The sequence below is a fragment of the Methylococcus sp. ANG genome, from assembly GCF_040730495.1.
In the GTDB taxonomy this organism is placed as follows: Bacteria; Pseudomonadota; Gammaproteobacteria; order Methylococcales; family Methylococcaceae; genus Methylococcus.
This window is the reverse complement of record NZ_CP160399.1, coordinates 556,791-573,507: the sequence shown is the minus strand read 5'-3', so window position 1 is coordinate 573,507 and position 16,717 is coordinate 556,791. Positions and strand designations below refer to the sequence as shown.

At 64.6% G+C, this 16,717-nt stretch carries 9 protein-coding genes; 3 read left to right on the top strand and 6 right to left on the bottom strand.

The window, feature by feature from the left end; genetic code table 11:
• Window positions 1–10: 10 nt before the first annotated feature.
• On the bottom strand, window positions 11–1,495 hold the full coding sequence (gene malQ / locus ABZN20_RS02695; RefSeq protein ID WP_367026664.1) for a 4-alpha-glucanotransferase: 1,485 nt from the start codon (window positions 1,493–1,495) through the stop codon (window positions 11–13).
• A 104-nt stretch (window positions 1,496–1,599) separates the two neighbouring features.
• On the bottom strand, window positions 1,600–2,874 hold the full coding sequence (gene glgC, locus ABZN20_RS02690) for a glucose-1-phosphate adenylyltransferase (protein ID WP_218806582.1): 1,275 nt from the start codon (window positions 2,872–2,874) through the stop codon (window positions 1,600–1,602).
• Between the two features lie 145 nt (window positions 2,875–3,019).
• Here glgC and glgB point away from each other — a divergent pair, with 145 nt between their 5' ends.
• Both glgB and glgA read left to right on the top strand, forming a co-directional pair.
• Window positions 3,020–5,242, top strand: a complete 2,223-nt coding sequence (gene glgB, locus ABZN20_RS02685) for a 1,4-alpha-glucan branching protein GlgB (protein WP_218806581.1) — start codon at window positions 3,020–3,022, stop codon at window positions 5,240–5,242.
• Window positions 5,239–6,720, top strand: coding sequence for a glycogen synthase GlgA (glgA, locus tag ABZN20_RS02680; protein WP_367026663.1), 1,482 nt, complete (start codon window positions 5,239–5,241; stop codon window positions 6,718–6,720). Before glgB ends, glgA begins: the two co-directional genes overlap by 4 nt.
• A 15-nt stretch (window positions 6,721–6,735) precedes the next feature.
• Here glgA and ABZN20_RS02675 read toward each other — a convergent pair whose 3' ends face one another.
• The 3 genes from ABZN20_RS02675 to rluC all read right to left on the bottom strand — a co-directional run bounded on the left by ABZN20_RS02675 (window position 6,736) and on the right by rluC (window position 9,343).
• The gene (locus tag ABZN20_RS02675; protein ID WP_367026662.1) at window positions 6,736–7,338 is read right to left on the bottom strand and encodes an NUDIX domain-containing protein; all 603 of its coding nucleotides are present in this window, start codon (window positions 7,336–7,338) and stop codon (window positions 6,736–6,738) included.
• Window positions 7,338–8,321, bottom strand: a complete 984-nt coding sequence (gene sppA, locus ABZN20_RS02670) for a signal peptide peptidase SppA (RefSeq protein WP_218806578.1) — start codon at window positions 8,319–8,321, stop codon at window positions 7,338–7,340. Before sppA ends, ABZN20_RS02675 begins: the two co-directional genes overlap by 1 nt.
• Before the next feature lie 68 nt (window positions 8,322–8,389).
• On the bottom strand, window positions 8,390–9,343 hold the full coding sequence (gene rluC, locus ABZN20_RS02665; RefSeq protein ID WP_218806577.1) for a 23S rRNA pseudouridine(955/2504/2580) synthase RluC: 954 nt from the start codon (window positions 9,341–9,343) through the stop codon (window positions 8,390–8,392).
• A 656-nt stretch (window positions 9,344–9,999) separates the two neighbouring features.
• On the opposite strand from rluC, the gene ABZN20_RS02660 reads away from it, so the two are divergent.
• Window positions 10,000–12,687, top strand: a complete 2,688-nt coding sequence (locus tag ABZN20_RS02660) for an Rne/Rng family ribonuclease (RefSeq protein ID WP_367026661.1) — start codon at window positions 10,000–10,002, stop codon at window positions 12,685–12,687.
• A gap of 143 nt (window positions 12,688–12,830) precedes the next feature.
• On the opposite strand, the gene hrpA is transcribed toward ABZN20_RS02660, so the two are convergent.
• On the bottom strand, window positions 12,831–16,715 hold the full coding sequence (hrpA, locus tag ABZN20_RS02655) for an ATP-dependent RNA helicase HrpA (protein ID WP_367026660.1): 3,885 nt from the start codon (window positions 16,713–16,715) through the stop codon (window positions 12,831–12,833).
• Between the last annotated feature and the right edge of the window lie 2 nt (window positions 16,716–16,717).

Sequence of the window (16,717 nt, the reverse complement as noted above, 5' to 3'; positions counted from 1 at the left end):
AGCTCCAGGGTCAGCCCGCCCGGCCGTACATGCGAACCTGATGGGCAAGATGGTCGGCGTGCTCGTCGCGCAACTGGGTCCAGTCGAAACGCCAGATCCAGTTGTCGCCCACCGTCCCCGGCGTATTCATGCGGTGTCCCCGCCCCAGCTCCAGCACATCCTGCATGGGAACGATCGCCAGCCTCGCGACTGATGCCATGGCGGCCTGAACCAGCGCCGCCGGCATGGGGAGCCCGGACCGGCCGAGGTAGTCGTAGACATAACCCTGCTGATCCGGCGACAGCCCTTCGAACCAGGACAACGTCGTGTCGTTGTCGTGCGTGCCGGTGTAAACGACACTGTCGACGGCATGGTTGTGGGGCAGATAGGGATTCCGGGGGCCGCCTTCGAAAGCGAACTGGAGTATCCGCATGCCGGGGATGCGGAAACGCCGCCGCAATGCCTCGACCTCGGCGGTGATGATGCCCAGGTCCTCGGCGACCAGGGGCAGGGTCTCGCCGAAGGTCTCGGCGCAGCAGGACAGCAGCGCCTCGCCGGGAGCCTTGACCCAGCGCCCCTCCATCGCCGTCTCGGAATGGGCGGGAATTTCCCAGTAGGCTTCGAACCCCCGGAAGTGGTCGATGCGGATCAGATCGTAGAGGTCGAGCTGGGTGCGCAGCCGATTCAGCCACCAGGAGAAACCGGAGCGCGCCATGTTTTCCCAGTTATAGTGGGGATTTCCCCAGCGCTGCCCGGTGGCGGAGAAATAGTCCGGAGGCACGCCGGCAACGACGCGCGGCTCGCCGTCTTCGCTCAGCTCGAAATAGTCCCGCCCGGCCCAGACTTCCGCACTGTCCGAAGCGACGAAGATCGGCATGTCGCCAAACAGCAGCACGCCGAGCCTCCTGGCATACTCATGCAGGCCGTGCCACTGTTCGAAAAACACGAACTGCTCGAAGCGGACCCTGGCTATGGTGTCGGCATACAGGGTGCAGGCCGAAGCCAGGGCATCGGCCTTGCGGTCCCGCAAGGCCCTGGGCCAGGCCTGCCAAGGCAGGCCGCCGTTGACTTCCTTGAGCGCCGCATACAAGGCGTAATCGGCCAGCCACCAGTCGTTCGCGCTGACGAAATCGCCGAAGGCGGAACACAAGGCGTCGGAGGTCCCGCGCCGGCGAAAGGATTCGAAGGCCCGCTGCAGCGCCTGTTGCCGGACCGCTTTCGCATCCTCGGCGGGGGAAACGGCATCGGCCTCCAGCAATCCGCGCTCGACCAGCCAGTCCAGCCCTATCAGGAGGGGATTGCCGGCATGCACGGACGTGCACTGGTAGGGTGAACCGTCCTCGTGAGTCGGATTGATCGGCAGCGTTTGCCATACGGAAATGCCCGCCGCAGCGAGAAAATCCACGAAACGGAAGGCATCCGCCCCCAAGTCCCCATTTCCCGGCCCGCCGGGTAAGGAACTGATGTGGAGCAGAATACCCGCGCGGCGCCGATCAAAAATTCCGTGAGCATCCATGTGGCTATGAGACCGAAAACAACGGGTGGAGCGGCAGTTCGGCAGGCGTGCTCCGCCCGCCAGACCGGGAGGCGGACCGTCCGGCCGGCACTTTCAATTCTTGATCAGCGGTGGAAATGCAGCCTCTGGCCGAGGCAATCGGGGGTCACCAGGACGATGCCGTCGGGGCTGACGTAAAAGCGCCTGCAGTCCTCTTCGAGATTTTCACCGATGACGGTATTGGGCGGGATGTTGCACCCCTTGTCGATCACCGCCCGGCTGATCCTGCAATGGCGTCCGACGTTCACGTCGGGCAGGATCACCGAGTCGAGCACGCGCGAGAACGAATTCACCCGCACATTCGAAAACAGCAGCGAGTGGCGGACCTCGGCGCCGGAAATGATGCAGCCTCCCGAGACCATGGAATCCACCGCCATGCCGCGCCGGTCGTCGTCATCGAACACGAATTTGGCCGGCGGCGTCTGGGCCTGGTAGGTCCAGATCGGCCATTCCTGGTCGTACAGATTGAGTTCCGGATCGACCCCGATCAGCTCCATGTTGGCGGCCCAGTACGAGTCCACCGTCCCCACGTCACGCCAGTAGGACTGCACGCCGCTCTGGACGTTGCGGAAACGGTAGGCGAAGACGCGGTATTTCTGGATGACCTGGGGGATGATGTCCATCCCGAAGTCGTGATTCGAGCCGGGGGTATCGGCATCCTTGATGAGCTGCTCGAACAGGAAAGCCGTGTTGAAGATGTAGATCCCCATGGAAGCCGCGGCGTGATCGGGGCGGTTCGGCATGGCCGGCGGATCGGACGGCTTCTCGACGAACCGCTGGATCCGCTGCTCGGCATCCATCTGCATGACGCCGAACGCCCTGGCGTCGGCGAGCGGCACCTCCATGCAGCCGATGGTGAGATCGGCGTTCCTTTCCGCGTGATAGGCAAGCATCAGGCCGTAGTCCATCTTGTACACGTGGTCGCCGGCCAGGATCAAGATGTATTCGGGATGGCGCTGGCGGATGATGTCCAGGTTCTGGTAAACCGCGTCCGCCGTGCCCGCGTACCAGCTCTCCTGGAGACGCTGCTGGGCGGGCAAGATGTCGACGAACTCGCCGAGTTCGCCGCGCAGGAAGCCCCAGCCCTGCTGGATGTGGCGGATCAGCGAATCCGCCTTGTACTGGGTCAGCACACCGACCTGGCGTATCCCGGAATTGACGCAATTGGACAGGGGGAAATCGATGATCCGGAACTTGCCGCCAAACGGTACGGCGGGCTTGGCACGCCATTCCGTCAGTTTCTGCAACCTGCTCCCGCGCCCGCCCGCCAGGATGAGGGCCAGGGTCTGCCGGGTCAGCCGACTTACGAAACGGGATGATGCGTGCATCGACTCGGGCATATGGGACTCCTGATTCCTGACTAGGGCATACGCGGTGGGAAATCTGGTAACATCATGCCGCAGACATCGCCCATTCCGGCACCGGCGTGTCGGCATTGTACTCTCAGAAATCCAACAAAGTGAATCCGAACGGGAGGGACGCGGTTTGACGGACAGCTCGACCTTGGCAGAACTCTCGCAGGACTTCCAGCGACTCATCGAAGCCCGCCATCACGATCCTTTCGCGGTGCTGGGCCGTCACCGGCGGGAAGGCAGGGATGTCGTCCGCGCTTTCCTGCCCCGCGCCGAAGAAGTGCGCGTCGGGCCCGACGGCCGGGTGATGGAGCGCATCGCCGGTACCGCCATTTTCGAATGCGCGGTCGAAGCGGGGGTCCCCGACACCCACTACAGGCTGTATTGGACCGACCAGACGGGACAGACCCACAGCTTCATCGATCCGTACACCTTCCCTCCCCGGATTTCCGACTTCGATCTCTATCTTTTCGGGGAAGGCCGGCACTGGAACATCTATCGTACTCTGGGAGCCCATCCGCACAGCGTCGACGGGATCGACGGCATTCTGTTCGCGACCTGGGCGCCCAATGCCGAACGCATCAGCGTGGTCGGAGAATTCAACGGCTGGGACGGCTGCCGGCACCCCATGCGGGTGCGCGGCGACAGCGGCGTGTGGGAGCTGTTCATTCCCGAACTGCAGCCGGGCCTGCTGTACAAGTTCGAGATACGCAACCGGCCGCACGGCACCATCCATCTCAAGAGCGATCCTTACGGACGCCAGTTCGAGCTCCGGCCGAACACCGCTTCGATCATCACCCGCGAGAGCGACTACGCCTGGAACGATGCCGCATGGCTCGCGCAGCGCAAGGACTGGCCCTGGCTGCACCGGCCGCTGTCGGTATACGAGGTGCATGCCGGCTCCTGGAAGCGCGATCTCGAGGGCGGCTATCTGAATTATCGTGATCTCGCGCACGAGCTGGTGGACTACGTCAAATCGGCGGGCTTCAGCCACATCGAGCTGATGCCCGTCACCGAGCATCCGCTGGACGCCTCCTGGGGCTACCAGACCACCGGCTATTTCGCCCCCACCAGCCGGTTCGGCACCCCCGACGACTTCCGCTATTTCGTCGATCATTGCCACCGGAACGGCATCGGCGTGATCCTGGACTGGGTGCCGGCGCATTTTCCCAAGGACGCCCATGGCCTGGCACGCTTCGACGGCACCGCGCTGTATGAACACGAAGACCCCCGGCTGGGCGAGCACCGCGACTGGGGCACGCTGATCTACAACTACGGCCGCAACGAGGTCAAGAACTTCCTGCTGGGCAGCGCGCTGTTCTGGCTGGAGGAATTCCACCTCGACGGTCTGCGCGTCGACGCCGTCGCCTCGATGCTCTATCTCGACTATTCGCGCCAGCCGGGCGACTGGATACCCAACAAATACGGCGGCAACGAAAACCTCGAAGCCATCGCCTTCCTTCGCGACCTCAACACCGTCGTGCACCAGCAGTTTCCGGGCGTGCTGGTCGTGGCCGAGGAATCGACCGCCTGGCCCCAGGTCACCCGGCCGACCTGGACCGGCGGCCTGGGCTTCTCCATGAAATGGAACATGGGCTGGATGCACGACATCCTGGTCTATATGAGCAAGGATCCGGTGCACCGGCACTACCATCACGACCAGCTCACGTTCGGCCTGCTGTACGCTTTCACCGAGAACTTCGTCCTGCCTTTCTCCCACGACGAGGTCGTCCACGGCAAGGGTTCCATGCTGGCAAGAATGCCGGGCGACGAATGGCGGCGCTTCGCCAATTTGCGCGCCCTGTACACCATGATGTTCACCTACCCCGGCAAGAAGCTGCTGTTCATGGGCTGCGAATTCGCCCAGACCGGTGAATGGAACCATACGGCAACGCTGGACTGGCCCCTCCTCGAATCCAACTTGCACAAGGGCATGCTGCACCTGGTGGGCGACCTGAACCGGCTGTACCACGGCACCTCCGCGCTCTATGCCTACGATTTCGAGAGCCAGGGCTTCGAGTGGATAGACAGCCACGACGCAGCGCAATCGGTCATCAGCTACGTGCGCCGAGACGACGACAGCCACGTGATCGTCGTCATGAACTTCACCCCGGTGCCACGCCACAACTACCGCATCGGCGTGCCCGAGCCGGTTCGATACCGGGAAATCTTCAATTCCGACGCCGAATGCTACGGCGGCGCCAATATCGGCAATTGGAAAATCGAAACCGAAACCGTGGCATGGATGGGACGCGCCCAGTCCGTCGTGCTGACCCTCCCGCCCCTGGCCGGCATCGTGCTGGCTCCGGCCGCACCGTCGGCCGAATCCGAAGCCGGGATGCCGACCGACGAATGAAAGTCCTGTTCGTATCCAGCGAGGTCTTCCCCCTGATGAAGACCGGCGGCCTTGCGGACGTGTCCGGCAGCCTGCCGGCGGCCTTGTCCGCGCTGGGCCATGACGTGCGCATCCTGATGCCCGCCTATCCGGAAGCCGTCGCCGCCGCGGAAACCTCGGCGGAACTGAGCCTGCGGCAGGCCGGCAGCCATCTGACTCTCTTGTCCACCCGACTGCCCGGCACCGCGGTTCCGCTGTTGCTGCTGGATGCCCCGGCCTCGTTCGGCCGCCTCGGAAACCCTTATCTGGCGCCCAACGGCGCGCCCTGGCCCGACAATGCCGAGCGCTTCGCCCTGCTCGCGCGCGTCGCCGTCGACCTGACCCAGGACCGGCTTGGCCTCGGCTGGAAACCCGACGTCGTCCATTGTAACGACTGGCAGACCGGCTTGATCCCGCCGCTCTTGAGCGACGAGCCGAACCGGCCGGCCGTCGTGTTCACCGTTCACAATCTCGCCTACCAGGGCCTGTTTCCCCACGACACCTTCCAGCGCCTGGCGCTGCCCCCACGCCTCTGGAGGATGGAAGCGCTGGAGTTCTACGGCCAACTGTCCTTCATCAAGGGCGGTCTGGTATTCGCCGACCGCATCAACACGGTAAGCCCTAGCTATGCGGAAGAAATCCAGACCCCGGAGTTCGGCTGCGGCCTGGACGGCCTGCTGAGAAGCCGGCGGTCATGCCTGAGCGGGATTCTCAACGGCATCGACGACGTGGCCTGGAATCCGGCAACCGATCCGTACCTTCCCGCGACCTATGGCCCGGACACCCTGGAGCGGAAAAGGGCCAACCGCACGGCGCTCAGACAGCGGTTCGGCATGCCGGACGATCCGGACGTCGCCGTCATGGGGCTAGTGGGGAGGATGGTCGAACAGAAGGGCATCGATCTCTTGATCGACATTCTGGACGACCTGCTCCATCTGCCGATCCAGCTCGTCGTCCTGGGCAACGGCAACAAGGAATTCGAATGCAGCTTCGAACGGGCGGCCGCGGCCTGCCCGGAACGCATCGCCGCCACCATCGGCTACGACGAACCGCTGGCCCATCTCATCGAAGCCGGCGCCGAGATCTTCCTGATGCCTTCCCGCTTCGAGCCCTGCGGTCTGAACCAGCTCTACAGCCAGCGCTACGGCACCGTACCGATCGTGCGGAAGGTGGGCGGACTGGCCGACACCGTCGAGGACGCCACACCCGAGCGCATTGCAGCCGGACAGGCCAGCGGAATCGTGTTCGAACCGGCGAAGCCCGCCTTCCTGCTGGAAGCCGTCTACCGGGCCCTGGCACTGTACCGGGAGCCCGAGGTTTGGCGGACTATCTGCAAATGCGGCATGGGCAAGGATTTTTCGTGGCGCAAGAGCGCCTCCCAGTATGTCGAACTCTACCGGGAAGCACTGGCCGACCTGAACGCCGGCCGCTCCGTCGCCGGTCCCCGCTGCGCGGCCTGATCCGGCCGTGGCGGATCAGGCCGCGCCGTAACGCATCCGGATCCGGTCCCGGTTCAGCGCCAGCCATTGCAGGCCGATGATGGGGATGGCCGAGCGGATCCGCCCCTCGCCGAGCAAGACCATCGCTTCGGCAAAATCGATCACGCTGACCAGGATGTCCTCATGCTCTTCGGCCAGGCCATGGACGCCGCCGAGACCGGCGGAATCGACGATGCCGCAATAGAGGGCGATGCTTTCGGAGCAGCCGCCCGGCGTAGTGAAGAACTCGGACACGGGGATGAGCTCGCGGATCCGGCTTCCGGCCTCCTCCATCGTCTCTCGGTGCGCCACCTCGTCCGGACGTTCTCCCGGCTCCACGGCGCCGGCGACGATTTCCAGCAGCCAGGGATTTTCTCCCGACTTGAGCGGGCCGACCCGGAACTGTTCGATCAGCACCACCCGGTCGGCGATCGGGTCGTAAGGGACGACCGCCACGCAACTGCTCCTGTGATACAGCTCGCGCGTCAGGACCTCGCTCCAGCCGCCGCCGTGCAGGGTATGGCGCAGATGCATCCGCAGCAGCGTGAAGAATCCGCCGTGAAGCCGCTCCTCCCGTAGAACCTCGAAGTCGCGGGTCATCAGTACAGGCGGGGCGACGAGGTGGACAGATTGGTCAAAGCCGCCCCCAGGCTGGTGCCCAGTTGCTGGGCGATGCGGTCCAGCAAGGTCTCTCTGTGCGAGTAATTCACGATTTCCTTGGCGCCGATGACCGTCTCGGCCACCTGATGCAACTCGCCGACGGCGTCCACAAGACCCAGCTCGATCCCTTCGGCGCCGGTCCACACCAGGCCCGAGAAGATTTCGGGCCTGTCCTTGAGGCGATCCCCGCGGCCAGCCTTCACCGCCGCGATGAACTGCTGGTGGACGGCGTTCAGCAACTGCTGCACATGCTGTTTTTCGGCCGGGTCCACGGGACCGAACGGATCGAGGATGGCCTTGTGGTCGCCCGCCGTCATCACACGGCGCTCGACGCCCAGCTTCTCCAGCGTGCCGACGAAGCCGAAACCGTTCATGATGACGCCGATCGAGCCGACGATGCTGGCCGGATTCACGAATATCTTGTCCGTGGCCGAGGCGATGTAATAGCCGCCCGAAGCGCACACGTCGGACACGACGGCATAAACCGGCAGCGCCGGATGTTCCTTCTTGATCCTGCGGATTTCATCGTATACGTAGGCCGATTGCACCGGACTCCCCCCCGGCGTATTCATCCTGAGGACGATGCCTTTCACTCCCTTGGCCTCGGCCGCATCGCGCAACCCCTCGATGATGGTGTCGGCATCGATCTCACTCCCTTCGGCGATGGTGCCGATCACGTCGACCACTGCCGTGTGCGTTTTTCCGGGCCCGGACAGACCATCCTGTGACAGCGGCTTGAACGCCAGAACGAAACCGAGTCCGACCGCGGCAATCAGAAAGGCTCTGAACGCCAGGTTCCACCGCCGCGCCTTCCGCTGTTCCACCAGCGCTTCGAGCAGCAGCTTTTCCAGCAGTTCCCGCTCCCAGCCGGAGGCCGGGCGAGCCGATTCGGTCGATGACTGGGGTGTTGAATCCGCATTCATAATTTTTGAACCCTGTGGAATTTTGAGACGGAAGACAAGGGGACCCGAGAATTCGCGCCGGGGAGGGCTTAAGGCCTGACGGCCGCCAGAAAGTCCGCGAGGTCCGTTTCCAGCGGCGCCTCGACGCGGACCTCCCTACCACTTCGGGGATGCGCGAATGCGAGCGTCGCGGCATGCAGAAACAGACGCTTCAAGCCGCGCTGGCGGAAAGCCTGATTGAGCGAGGGATCGCCATAACGCTCGTCACCCGCCAGCGGATGGCCCAGCGACCTGGCATGCACGCGGATCTGGTGCGTACGGCCGGTGACCGGCCGGGCTTCCACCAGCGTCGCGCCGGAAAGCGCTTCCAGGCGGCGGAACTCCGTGACCGCCGCTTTCCCCTCGGACGAAATCTTCACCATCCGCTCGCCGCTCTGCAACACGTTTTTGAGCAAAGGAGCATCCACCACTTGCCGCCGACGCGCCCAGACGCCGCTGAACAGGGCCAGATAGGTCTTTTCCACACCCTCACCCCGGAACTGTTCGTGCAGCTGGCGCAGCGCGGAGCGCCGCTTTGCGATCAGCAGACAGCCCGAAGTGTCGCGGTCCAGCCGGTGCACCAGTTCGAGAAACCGCGCTTCTTCACGCACCGCCCGCAAACCTTCGATCACCCCGAAACTGAGGCCGCTGCCGCCGTGCACCGCCATCCCAGGGGGTTTGTTGACGACCAAAACATCCTCGTCCTCGTAGAGGATCCGGCTTTCCAGCCGGTTCCGCAGCCACGGCGCCGGCAGCCGTGCATCCTGTGCCGGTGCGACGCGTACGGGCGGAACGCGAACGACATCCCCCGCGTTCAGCCGGTGCTGCGCCTTGCTCCGGCCGCCGTTGATCCGCACTTGGCCGGTCCGCAGAATGCGGTACACATGGCTCTTGGGGACGCCCTTCAGGCGCGAAAACAGGAAATTGTCGATGCGCTGGCCGGCAGCCTCGGCGTCGACTTCGATCAGGCGAGGCTGGTTCGGGTCTTGCGGGAGAGATTTCATCACGAAAAATCATATCAGCTTTACACCTTAAATTGATGCTTTTGCTGAAGATTGCTATAGTCTGTATGGCATTTCACCGGCTGTGCGCCTGACGGCGCGACTCGCCTTCGGTGAAAGCCCCAAAGAATTGTTGAGCGAATGAGCCGGTGCATCGCCTGAATATGCTGGTGTGCCCGATGCGGCTCCCGAGCGGGCGGAAGCGTCGTCAAGCAGCGGTGCCTGCCGGAATCCGATATACAAGTCAAAACAGGGTTTGGATGCTCGACCCTTGACGAGCTCGAGAGTTACGTTTTCCAACAATATTATTATCCGCCGGACCGGCCTTCGAGCCGAGCGGACTGGCCGTGTTTTCGCACGGTATGAAAGTGGACGGGCCACGACGAAAAACCTCGCGGAAAGCGGGTTCACGGCAGGCATCACGCAGCATACCGTTCGCCGAATGGGACCGGCGCAGGAACCATCTGGTTCCCCGGCTGCCCATCCTTAACACACAGGGCATCGGGATACCCATCATCCGATCGATCACTTCGATATCGCGAACCTGAAGAAGAGCATTCGCATGACAGAAGAAACAGAACAGGAAGGGATGTTGGCGGAATCCTGCGGCACCACCGGTTCAGGCGGTTCTCCAGCAAGAACGCCCAAGGAATCCATTGATGAAAAGAATGTTGATCAACGCCACGCAACCCGAGGAATTGCGGGTCGCGCTGGTCGATGGACAGAAGCTTTATGACTTCGACATAGAAATCCCTTCGAGGGAACAGAAAAAGGCCAATATCTACAAGGGACTGATTACCCGCGTCGAGCCCAGCCTCGAGGCGGCGTTCGTGAATTTCGGCGCGGAGCGGCACGGCTTTCTGCCGTTCAAGGAAATCCTGCCGAAATATCTCAGCGCCAGCGGCGAGGAGTCCGTCTCCCGGCGGGAAATCAAGGACGTCCTCAAGGAGGGCCAGGAAGTCGTCGTACAGGTCGAAAAAGAGGAACGCGGCACCAAGGGCGCGGCCCTGACCACCTACATCAGCCTGGCCGGCAGCTATCTGGTGCTCATGCCGAACAACCCCAAGGCAGGCGGTATCTCCCGCCGCATCGAGGGTGACATCCGGTCCGACATGAAGGAGACGCTGAGCCAGCTCCATATCCCCGAAGACATGGGGGTGATCATCCGCACGGCGGGCGGCGGCAAGACGGTCGAGGAGTTGCAGTGGGACCTCAATTATCTGCTGCAGCTCTGGGAAGCGATCGAACGCTCGACGCGGGAAAAACCGGCTCCGTTTCTGATTTTCCAGGAAAGCAACGTCATCATCCGGGCCCTGCGTGACCACCTGCGCGGCGACGTCGACGAAATCCTGGTCGACAACCCTTCGACTTTCAGGCTGGTGCACAGCTTCCTGCAACAGGTCATGCCGCAGTTCATCAACAAGGCGCGCCTGTACCAGGACAACGTGCCTCTGTTCAGCCGCTACCAGATCGAAAGCCAGATCGAGACGGCCTATTCCCGCGAAGTACCCCTGCCCTCCGGCGGCGCCATCGTCATCGACCACACCGAGGCCCTGACGACCATCGACATCAATTCGGCGCGGGCCACCAAGGGCGGCGACATCGAAGAGACCGCGCTGAACACCAACCTCGAGGCGGCCGACGAGATCGCCCGCCAGATGCGCCTGCGCGACCTGGGAGGGCTGTTCGTGATCGATTTCATCGACATGATGGCCGCCCGCAACCAGCGCGCCGTCGAGAACCGTCTGCGCGAGGCGGTGCGCGTCGACCGGGCGCGCATCCAGCTCGGCCGGATCTCCCGCTTCGGCCTGATGGAAATGTCACGCCAGCGCCTGCGGCCGTCGCTCACCGAAACGGCACTCCTGACCTGCCCGCGCTGCAAGGGCCAGGGGACGATACGCAGCGTCGAGTCGCTGGCCCTGTCCATCCTCCGCGTCCTGGAGGAGGAAACGATGAAGAAGAACACCGACCGGATCATCGCCCAGTTGCCGGTCGAGTCGGCCACCTACCTGCTGAACGAGAAACGCGCGGCGATCCAGCAGATCGAGACGCGGTACAACGTGTCCATCACCATCGTCCCCAATCCTCACCTCGAAACGCCCAACTACGACATCCAGCGGATCCGGAGCGGCGGAGTCGGTGCGGAGGAGGACACGCGCAAGAGCAGTTACCAGCTCATTTCGGAAAAATCCCCCGAATCCCCTAAGCCTGTACGGACGCCGGGCGCCGCGGCGGAGGCCCCGGCGGTGCGGGAATTCATCCCTGCCGCGCCGCAGCCCGGTGGCGATCAGCGCATTCAGGCTCAACCGGGCCAGCCCGGCGGCGGATTGATCAAACGCTTCCTCAACATCCTGACCGGCCAGCGCATCGAGGACCAGCCATCATCCTCCGACGCGGCTCAGCCGTCCACGGAACTGCCCTTGCCCGTGCCTTTCGTGCAGCCGGGCAAGATGCCCGGCGAACAGGCGGGAGCCGGCGCCGTCTTGGCAGACGAAAGCGAACGCCCCGGCGGCCAGCGCCGGCGCGACCGGGACGGCAGCAGACGCAGCGGCGGCAATCGCCGGAAACATCCCGCGCAGCGGGACGAAACTGGCGACAGACGCCGCGGCGCGGTAACGGCGGACACCGAGGCTACCCAAGACCTCGGAACGGAGGAACCGCCTCAGACCCCGGCCGCGCAAGAGAGCCGGCCGAAGACCCAGGAGAGCCGCAGCCGCCGGCGGGATGGCAGGGGCCAGCGCCGCCGGGCCACGGCTCAGCCGGCGGTCGAATCACCGACGGAAGATATCGCGGATGAGACGGCAACGGCGGACGTTCCGACAGGCACTGCAGATTTGAATGACCTGGTGCCGACCGCCGCCGCCGATTTCGGCGAAATTCCCGAAGAAGGCGATGCCGTCAGCGCAGAAACGGCCGGAGAAGACGCCGGGGACGCGGAACTCCGCCCGCGGTCTTTGCGGTCGCGCAGGGGCGGCATGAGGCGGCGCGGCCGCGGCAGGCGGGATCGCCGACCGGCAACGCCGGGCGAGCAAGAGGGGGGCGAAGCTTTGGAGCCGATCAGCCTCGATTGGGAAAACGACGTACCCGAACGCAACGTCGCGGAATCAGATTTCGAGCCGGCCGCACCGCGGGAAACCGGCGATCGCCGCACTGAGCCGCCTGCCGCCGAGCCGTTTTCAGCCCCCGCGGAACGGGAAGCCCACACGGAATCCCGTCCGGAATCTCAATATCGGGCGCCCGGCCTGCCGCCCAGAGCGTGGGAAGCCCCCAAAACCGATCACGAACCGCGGGATGATCGCGCCGATCCCCCTGCGCCTGCCGAACGTGGAACCGGTTCTTCGGAGTGAGGATAGCCGTCGTGCACGGACGGGTAGTCCTTGCACGATGGCGCGCACGAAAAAACACAAGCCCTTTCCCTACCGGGGCCGCTACGCGCCGGTGCCCTGCGGCGAAAAGGGCTTATCTCCCATTTCCGTAGTGATGCCAGATCTCAGCGCTGGGGGCTTACCCGCTGCGACCACAGTTCCCGCAGGCGTTTTGCGGAGACCGGATACGCGGTTTTCATCTGCTGGGCGAAGAGTGAGACGCGGAATTCTTCCAGGGCCCAGCGGAGTTCGTCGCGTTCGGGCGGGTTGGGCGCTTTCCCCTTTTCCACCGATTCCCAATACGGCCGCCAGAAGGCCATGATCTCGGCCTGCAGGCGGGCGTCCCGCGCCGGGTCTTGGCGGCTTTTGTCCAGCCGGTGCAGTAGGGCCTTCAAATAGCGGGGGTAGTGCCGCAGGCGTTCGTAGGGGGTGGCGGCCACGAAGCCGGCGCGGACCAGGCGGTCGAGCTGTTCGCCGGCGTCTTCGGCGGCCGGGCCGGCGCGGTGCGTCTTCAAGGCGCTGCGGCATTCGCCGTACAGCCCCAGCAGTTGCTCTACGGTTTTCCCTACCTCGTTGGCCTTCGTCACCAGCTCGCTGCGCAGCTGTTCCACCCTGGCCTCGAATGCCTCGCGGCTCCGTAGTTCCGGACGGTCGTCGAGAAACAGCGCGGCCATGATCCGGTCCTGCAGGTCTTCCCGCAGATCGCGTCCGGCCGGGGGCAACTGGCGGTAGAGCAGCTCGCTGGCCGCGCTCAGCGGCAGATTTTTGCGCAGGTATTTGATCTCCCTGGCCAGCGTCAGCCGGAATAAGCGAATCAGGCCGAATTCATGTTGCCGCCGGGCCTCGTCGGCCAAGTCGAACACCCTCACGCCGACGGTCTCGCCTTCGTCGACGATGGCCGGGAAGCCGTGCAGGTCCTGGCCGTCGACCCGTCCGCTGTATGCGACCGGCAAGTCGTCGAAATCCCAGGCCCGCCGCCCGGAAACCGCAACCTCCTGGCGGGCGATGTTCTGGAAGTTACGGCCGGCTTCGGCGCCGTGGCTCGCCTGGAGCCGGCCGAGGTCTCGGGAGCGGGCGATCACCACGTTGTTTTCGTCGACCAGGGCGTAGTTCATGCGCAGATGCACCGGCAGCGCGGCTTCGTCGAAGGCCGAGACCGGCGGCGCCACCCCGCCGATTTTCTTCAGCGCCTTCGCCAGTTCCGCCGGCAGCGAACCTTGGCGATAGTCCAGCATGGGCAGGGCGCGGTCGGCGAAATCGGGGGCGGGCACGAAATGGATGCGCCAGGTCTTGGGCAAGGACTTGATCAGGGCCACCACCTTCTCGCGGTACAGCCCCGGCACCAGCCAGCGCAGCGGCTCGGGGTCGATCTGATTGAGCACGTGCAACGGCACGATGGCGGTGACGCCGTCCTCCTCATGGCCCGGCTCGAAGCGGTATTCCAGCTTCAGCCGCACCGGCCCCAGCACCAATTCGTCCGGGAAATCTCCCGCGGCCCCTGCCCCGCCGGCGTCCAGCGTGATATCTTCCCTCGACAGCATCAGCAGCCAGGGCTCGCGGCGCTCGGCGGCCTTGCGCCAGACCTCGAAACTGGCGCCGTTGACCACTTCGGCGGGCACCCGCTCGTCGAAGAAGCGGTACAGGGTCTCCTCGTCCACCACCAGATCGACCCGGCGCTCCTTCTGCTGGGAGTATTCCGCCTCCTCCAGCAGCTTGCGGTTCGCCAGCAGGAACGGGGCCTTGCTGTCGTAGTCCATGCGCACCAGGGCCGAGCGGATGAACAGCTCCCGCGCCGCCGCCGGGTCGACATTCTCGTAAGGCACCTTGCGGCCGTTCTGCACGCTGAGGCCGTACAGGGCGGTGCGCTCGAACACGGCGCCGCGCGCGGCCTTGCGTTCCCAGTGCGGCTCGTAATAGTGGCGCTTCAACAGGTGAGCGCCACACTTTTCGATCCATTCCGGCTCGATCTTGGCCACGGTGCGGGCATAGACCCGGCTGGTCTCGACCTGCTCGGCCGAGACGATCCACACCGGCCGGGCCTTGAACAGGAACGAACCGGGGAAGATCTGGAATTTCTGCCCGCGCACCCCGACGTATTCGCTCTGGTCCTGGCGGAAACCGACGTGGCACAGCAGCCCGGTCAGCAGGGCCCGGTGGATCTCGCCGTAGTCGGCGGGGACCTGGTTCATCCGAAGGCTCAGTTCCCCCTTGATGACGTCCAGGATCTGCTGGTGGATGTCGCGCCATTCCCGCATCCGCAAGGGCGACAGGAAGTTGTCGCGGCAATATTGGCGCAGCTTGCTGCCGGAGAGATGCCCGCGCTGGTCCTCGTAGTCCTTCCACAGCGCCAGGATCGCCATGAAGTCCGAATCCGGATGGCGGAACCGGGCATGCTTCTGGTCGGCGGCCTGGGCCTTGTCCACCGGGCGCTCGCGCGGATCGGGCACGCTCAGGGCGGCGACGATGATGCAGACCTCGTTCAGGCAGTTTTCGTCGGCGCCGGCCAGGAGGATGCGGCCCAGGCGCGGATCGACCGGGAGTTTGGCGAGGCGGCGGCCCAGTTCGGTCAATCGGCCATTCTCGTCCAGCGCATTGATTTCCTGCAGGGTCTTGAGGCCGTCCCGCACCAGCCGCTCGTCGGGCGGTTCGACGAAGGGGAAAGCGCGGATGTCGCCCAGGTTCAGCGCCTTCATCTGCAGGATGACGGCGGCCAGGTTGGTGCGCAGGATCTCCGGATCGGTGAATTCCGGCCGGTTCAGAAAATCCTGCTCCGAATACAACCGGATGCACACCCCCGGCCCGACCCGGCCGCAACGGCCGGCGCGCTGGCTGGCCGAGGCGCGGGACACCTTCTCGATCGGCAGGCGCTGCAGCTTGCTGCGGTGGCTGTAACGGCTGATCCGGGCATAGCCGGCATCGATCACTCCGCGGATGCCGGGCACCGTCAGCGAGGTTTCGGCCACGTTGGTGGCCAGCACGATGCGGCGGCGGCCGTGCGGCTTGAAGATCTTCTCCTGGTCGGATACCGCCAGCCGCGAGTACAGCGGCAGCACCTCGCAGTCGGCCGGATGATGCTTGCGCAAGGATTCGGCGGTGTCGCGAATCTCCCGCTCACCGCTCAGGAAAATCAGGATGTCGCCGGTGTTCTCACGGTGCAGCTCATCCACCGCATCCAGGATCGCCTGCTGCTCGCCGCGGTCGGTCTCGTCGCTCTCCTCGCCGGCCAAATCGGGTGGACGGTAGCGGATTTCCACCGGATAGGTGCGCCCGGAGACGCTGACGATGGGGGCGTCATCGAAGTGGCGGGAGAAGCGCTCGGGGTCGATGGTCGCCGAGGTGATGACCAGCTTGAGGTCGCGCCGCCTGGGCAGCAGCCATTTCAGGTAGCCCAGCAGGAAGTCGATGTTGAGGCTGCGCTCGTGGGCCTCGTCGACGATGAGGGTGTCGTACTGGTCCAGGAAGCGGTCGGCCTGGGTCTCGGCCAGCAGGATGCCGTCGGTCATCAGCTTGATGAGGCTGTCCGGCCGGGTCTGGTCGTGGAAGCGGACCTTGTAACCGACCGTCTCGCCCAAGGGGCGCTTCAGCTCGTCGGCGATGCGCCCGGCCACGCTGCGTGCGGCGATGCGGCGCGGCTGGGTATGGCCGATGTAGCCCTTGATGCCGCGGCCCGCCTCGAGGCAAATCTTAGGCAACTGGGTGGTCTTGCCGGAACCGGTCTCGCCGCACACGATCACGACCTGGTTCTGCCGGATCGCCTCGGCGATCTCGCCGCGCCTTTCGGACACCGGCAGCTCTTCGGGATATTCCAGCGCGGGCACGGCGGCCACCCGCGCCGAACACAGAGCGATCGACGCATCGATCCGCCGGGCGACCGCCTCCAGCTCCTCCGTCGGGGGAGGTGTCTTTCCTGCCACGGTTTTCAGGCGTTGCAGGCTGCGCCGCAGCACAAACCGGTCTTTACCGAAACATTGGTCCAGCGACCGTTCCAGCCGCGTGATGTGGTCGAGCATGA

What these genes read in the sequence shown, in the direction of transcription:
- malQ (WP_367026664.1), bottom strand. Translation starts at nt 1,495, where the DNA reads ATGGATGCTCACGGAATTTTTGATCGGCGCCGCGCGGGTATTCTGCTC.
- glgC (WP_218806582.1), bottom strand. Translation starts at nt 2,874, where the DNA reads ATGCCCGAGTCGATGCACGCATCATCCCGTTTCGTAAGTCGGCTGACC.
- glgA (WP_367026663.1), top strand. Translation starts at nt 5,239, where the DNA reads ATGAAAGTCCTGTTCGTATCCAGCGAGGTCTTCCCCCTGATGAAGACC.
- ABZN20_RS02675 (WP_367026662.1), bottom strand. Translation starts at nt 7,338, where the DNA reads ATGACCCGCGACTTCGAGGTTCTACGGGAGGAGCGGCTTCACGGCGGA.
- sppA (WP_218806578.1), bottom strand. Translation starts at nt 8,321, where the DNA reads ATGAATGCGGATTCAACACCCCAGTCATCGACCGAATCGGCTCGCCCG.
- rluC (WP_218806577.1), bottom strand. Translation starts at nt 9,343, where the DNA reads ATGAAATCTCTCCCGCAAGACCCGAACCAGCCTCGCCTGATCGAAGTC.
- ABZN20_RS02660 (WP_367026661.1), top strand. Translation starts at nt 10,000, where the DNA reads ATGAAAAGAATGTTGATCAACGCCACGCAACCCGAGGAATTGCGGGTC.
- hrpA (WP_367026660.1), bottom strand. Translation starts at nt 16,715, where the DNA reads ATGCTCGACCACATCACGCGGCTGGAACGGTCGCTGGACCAATGTTTC.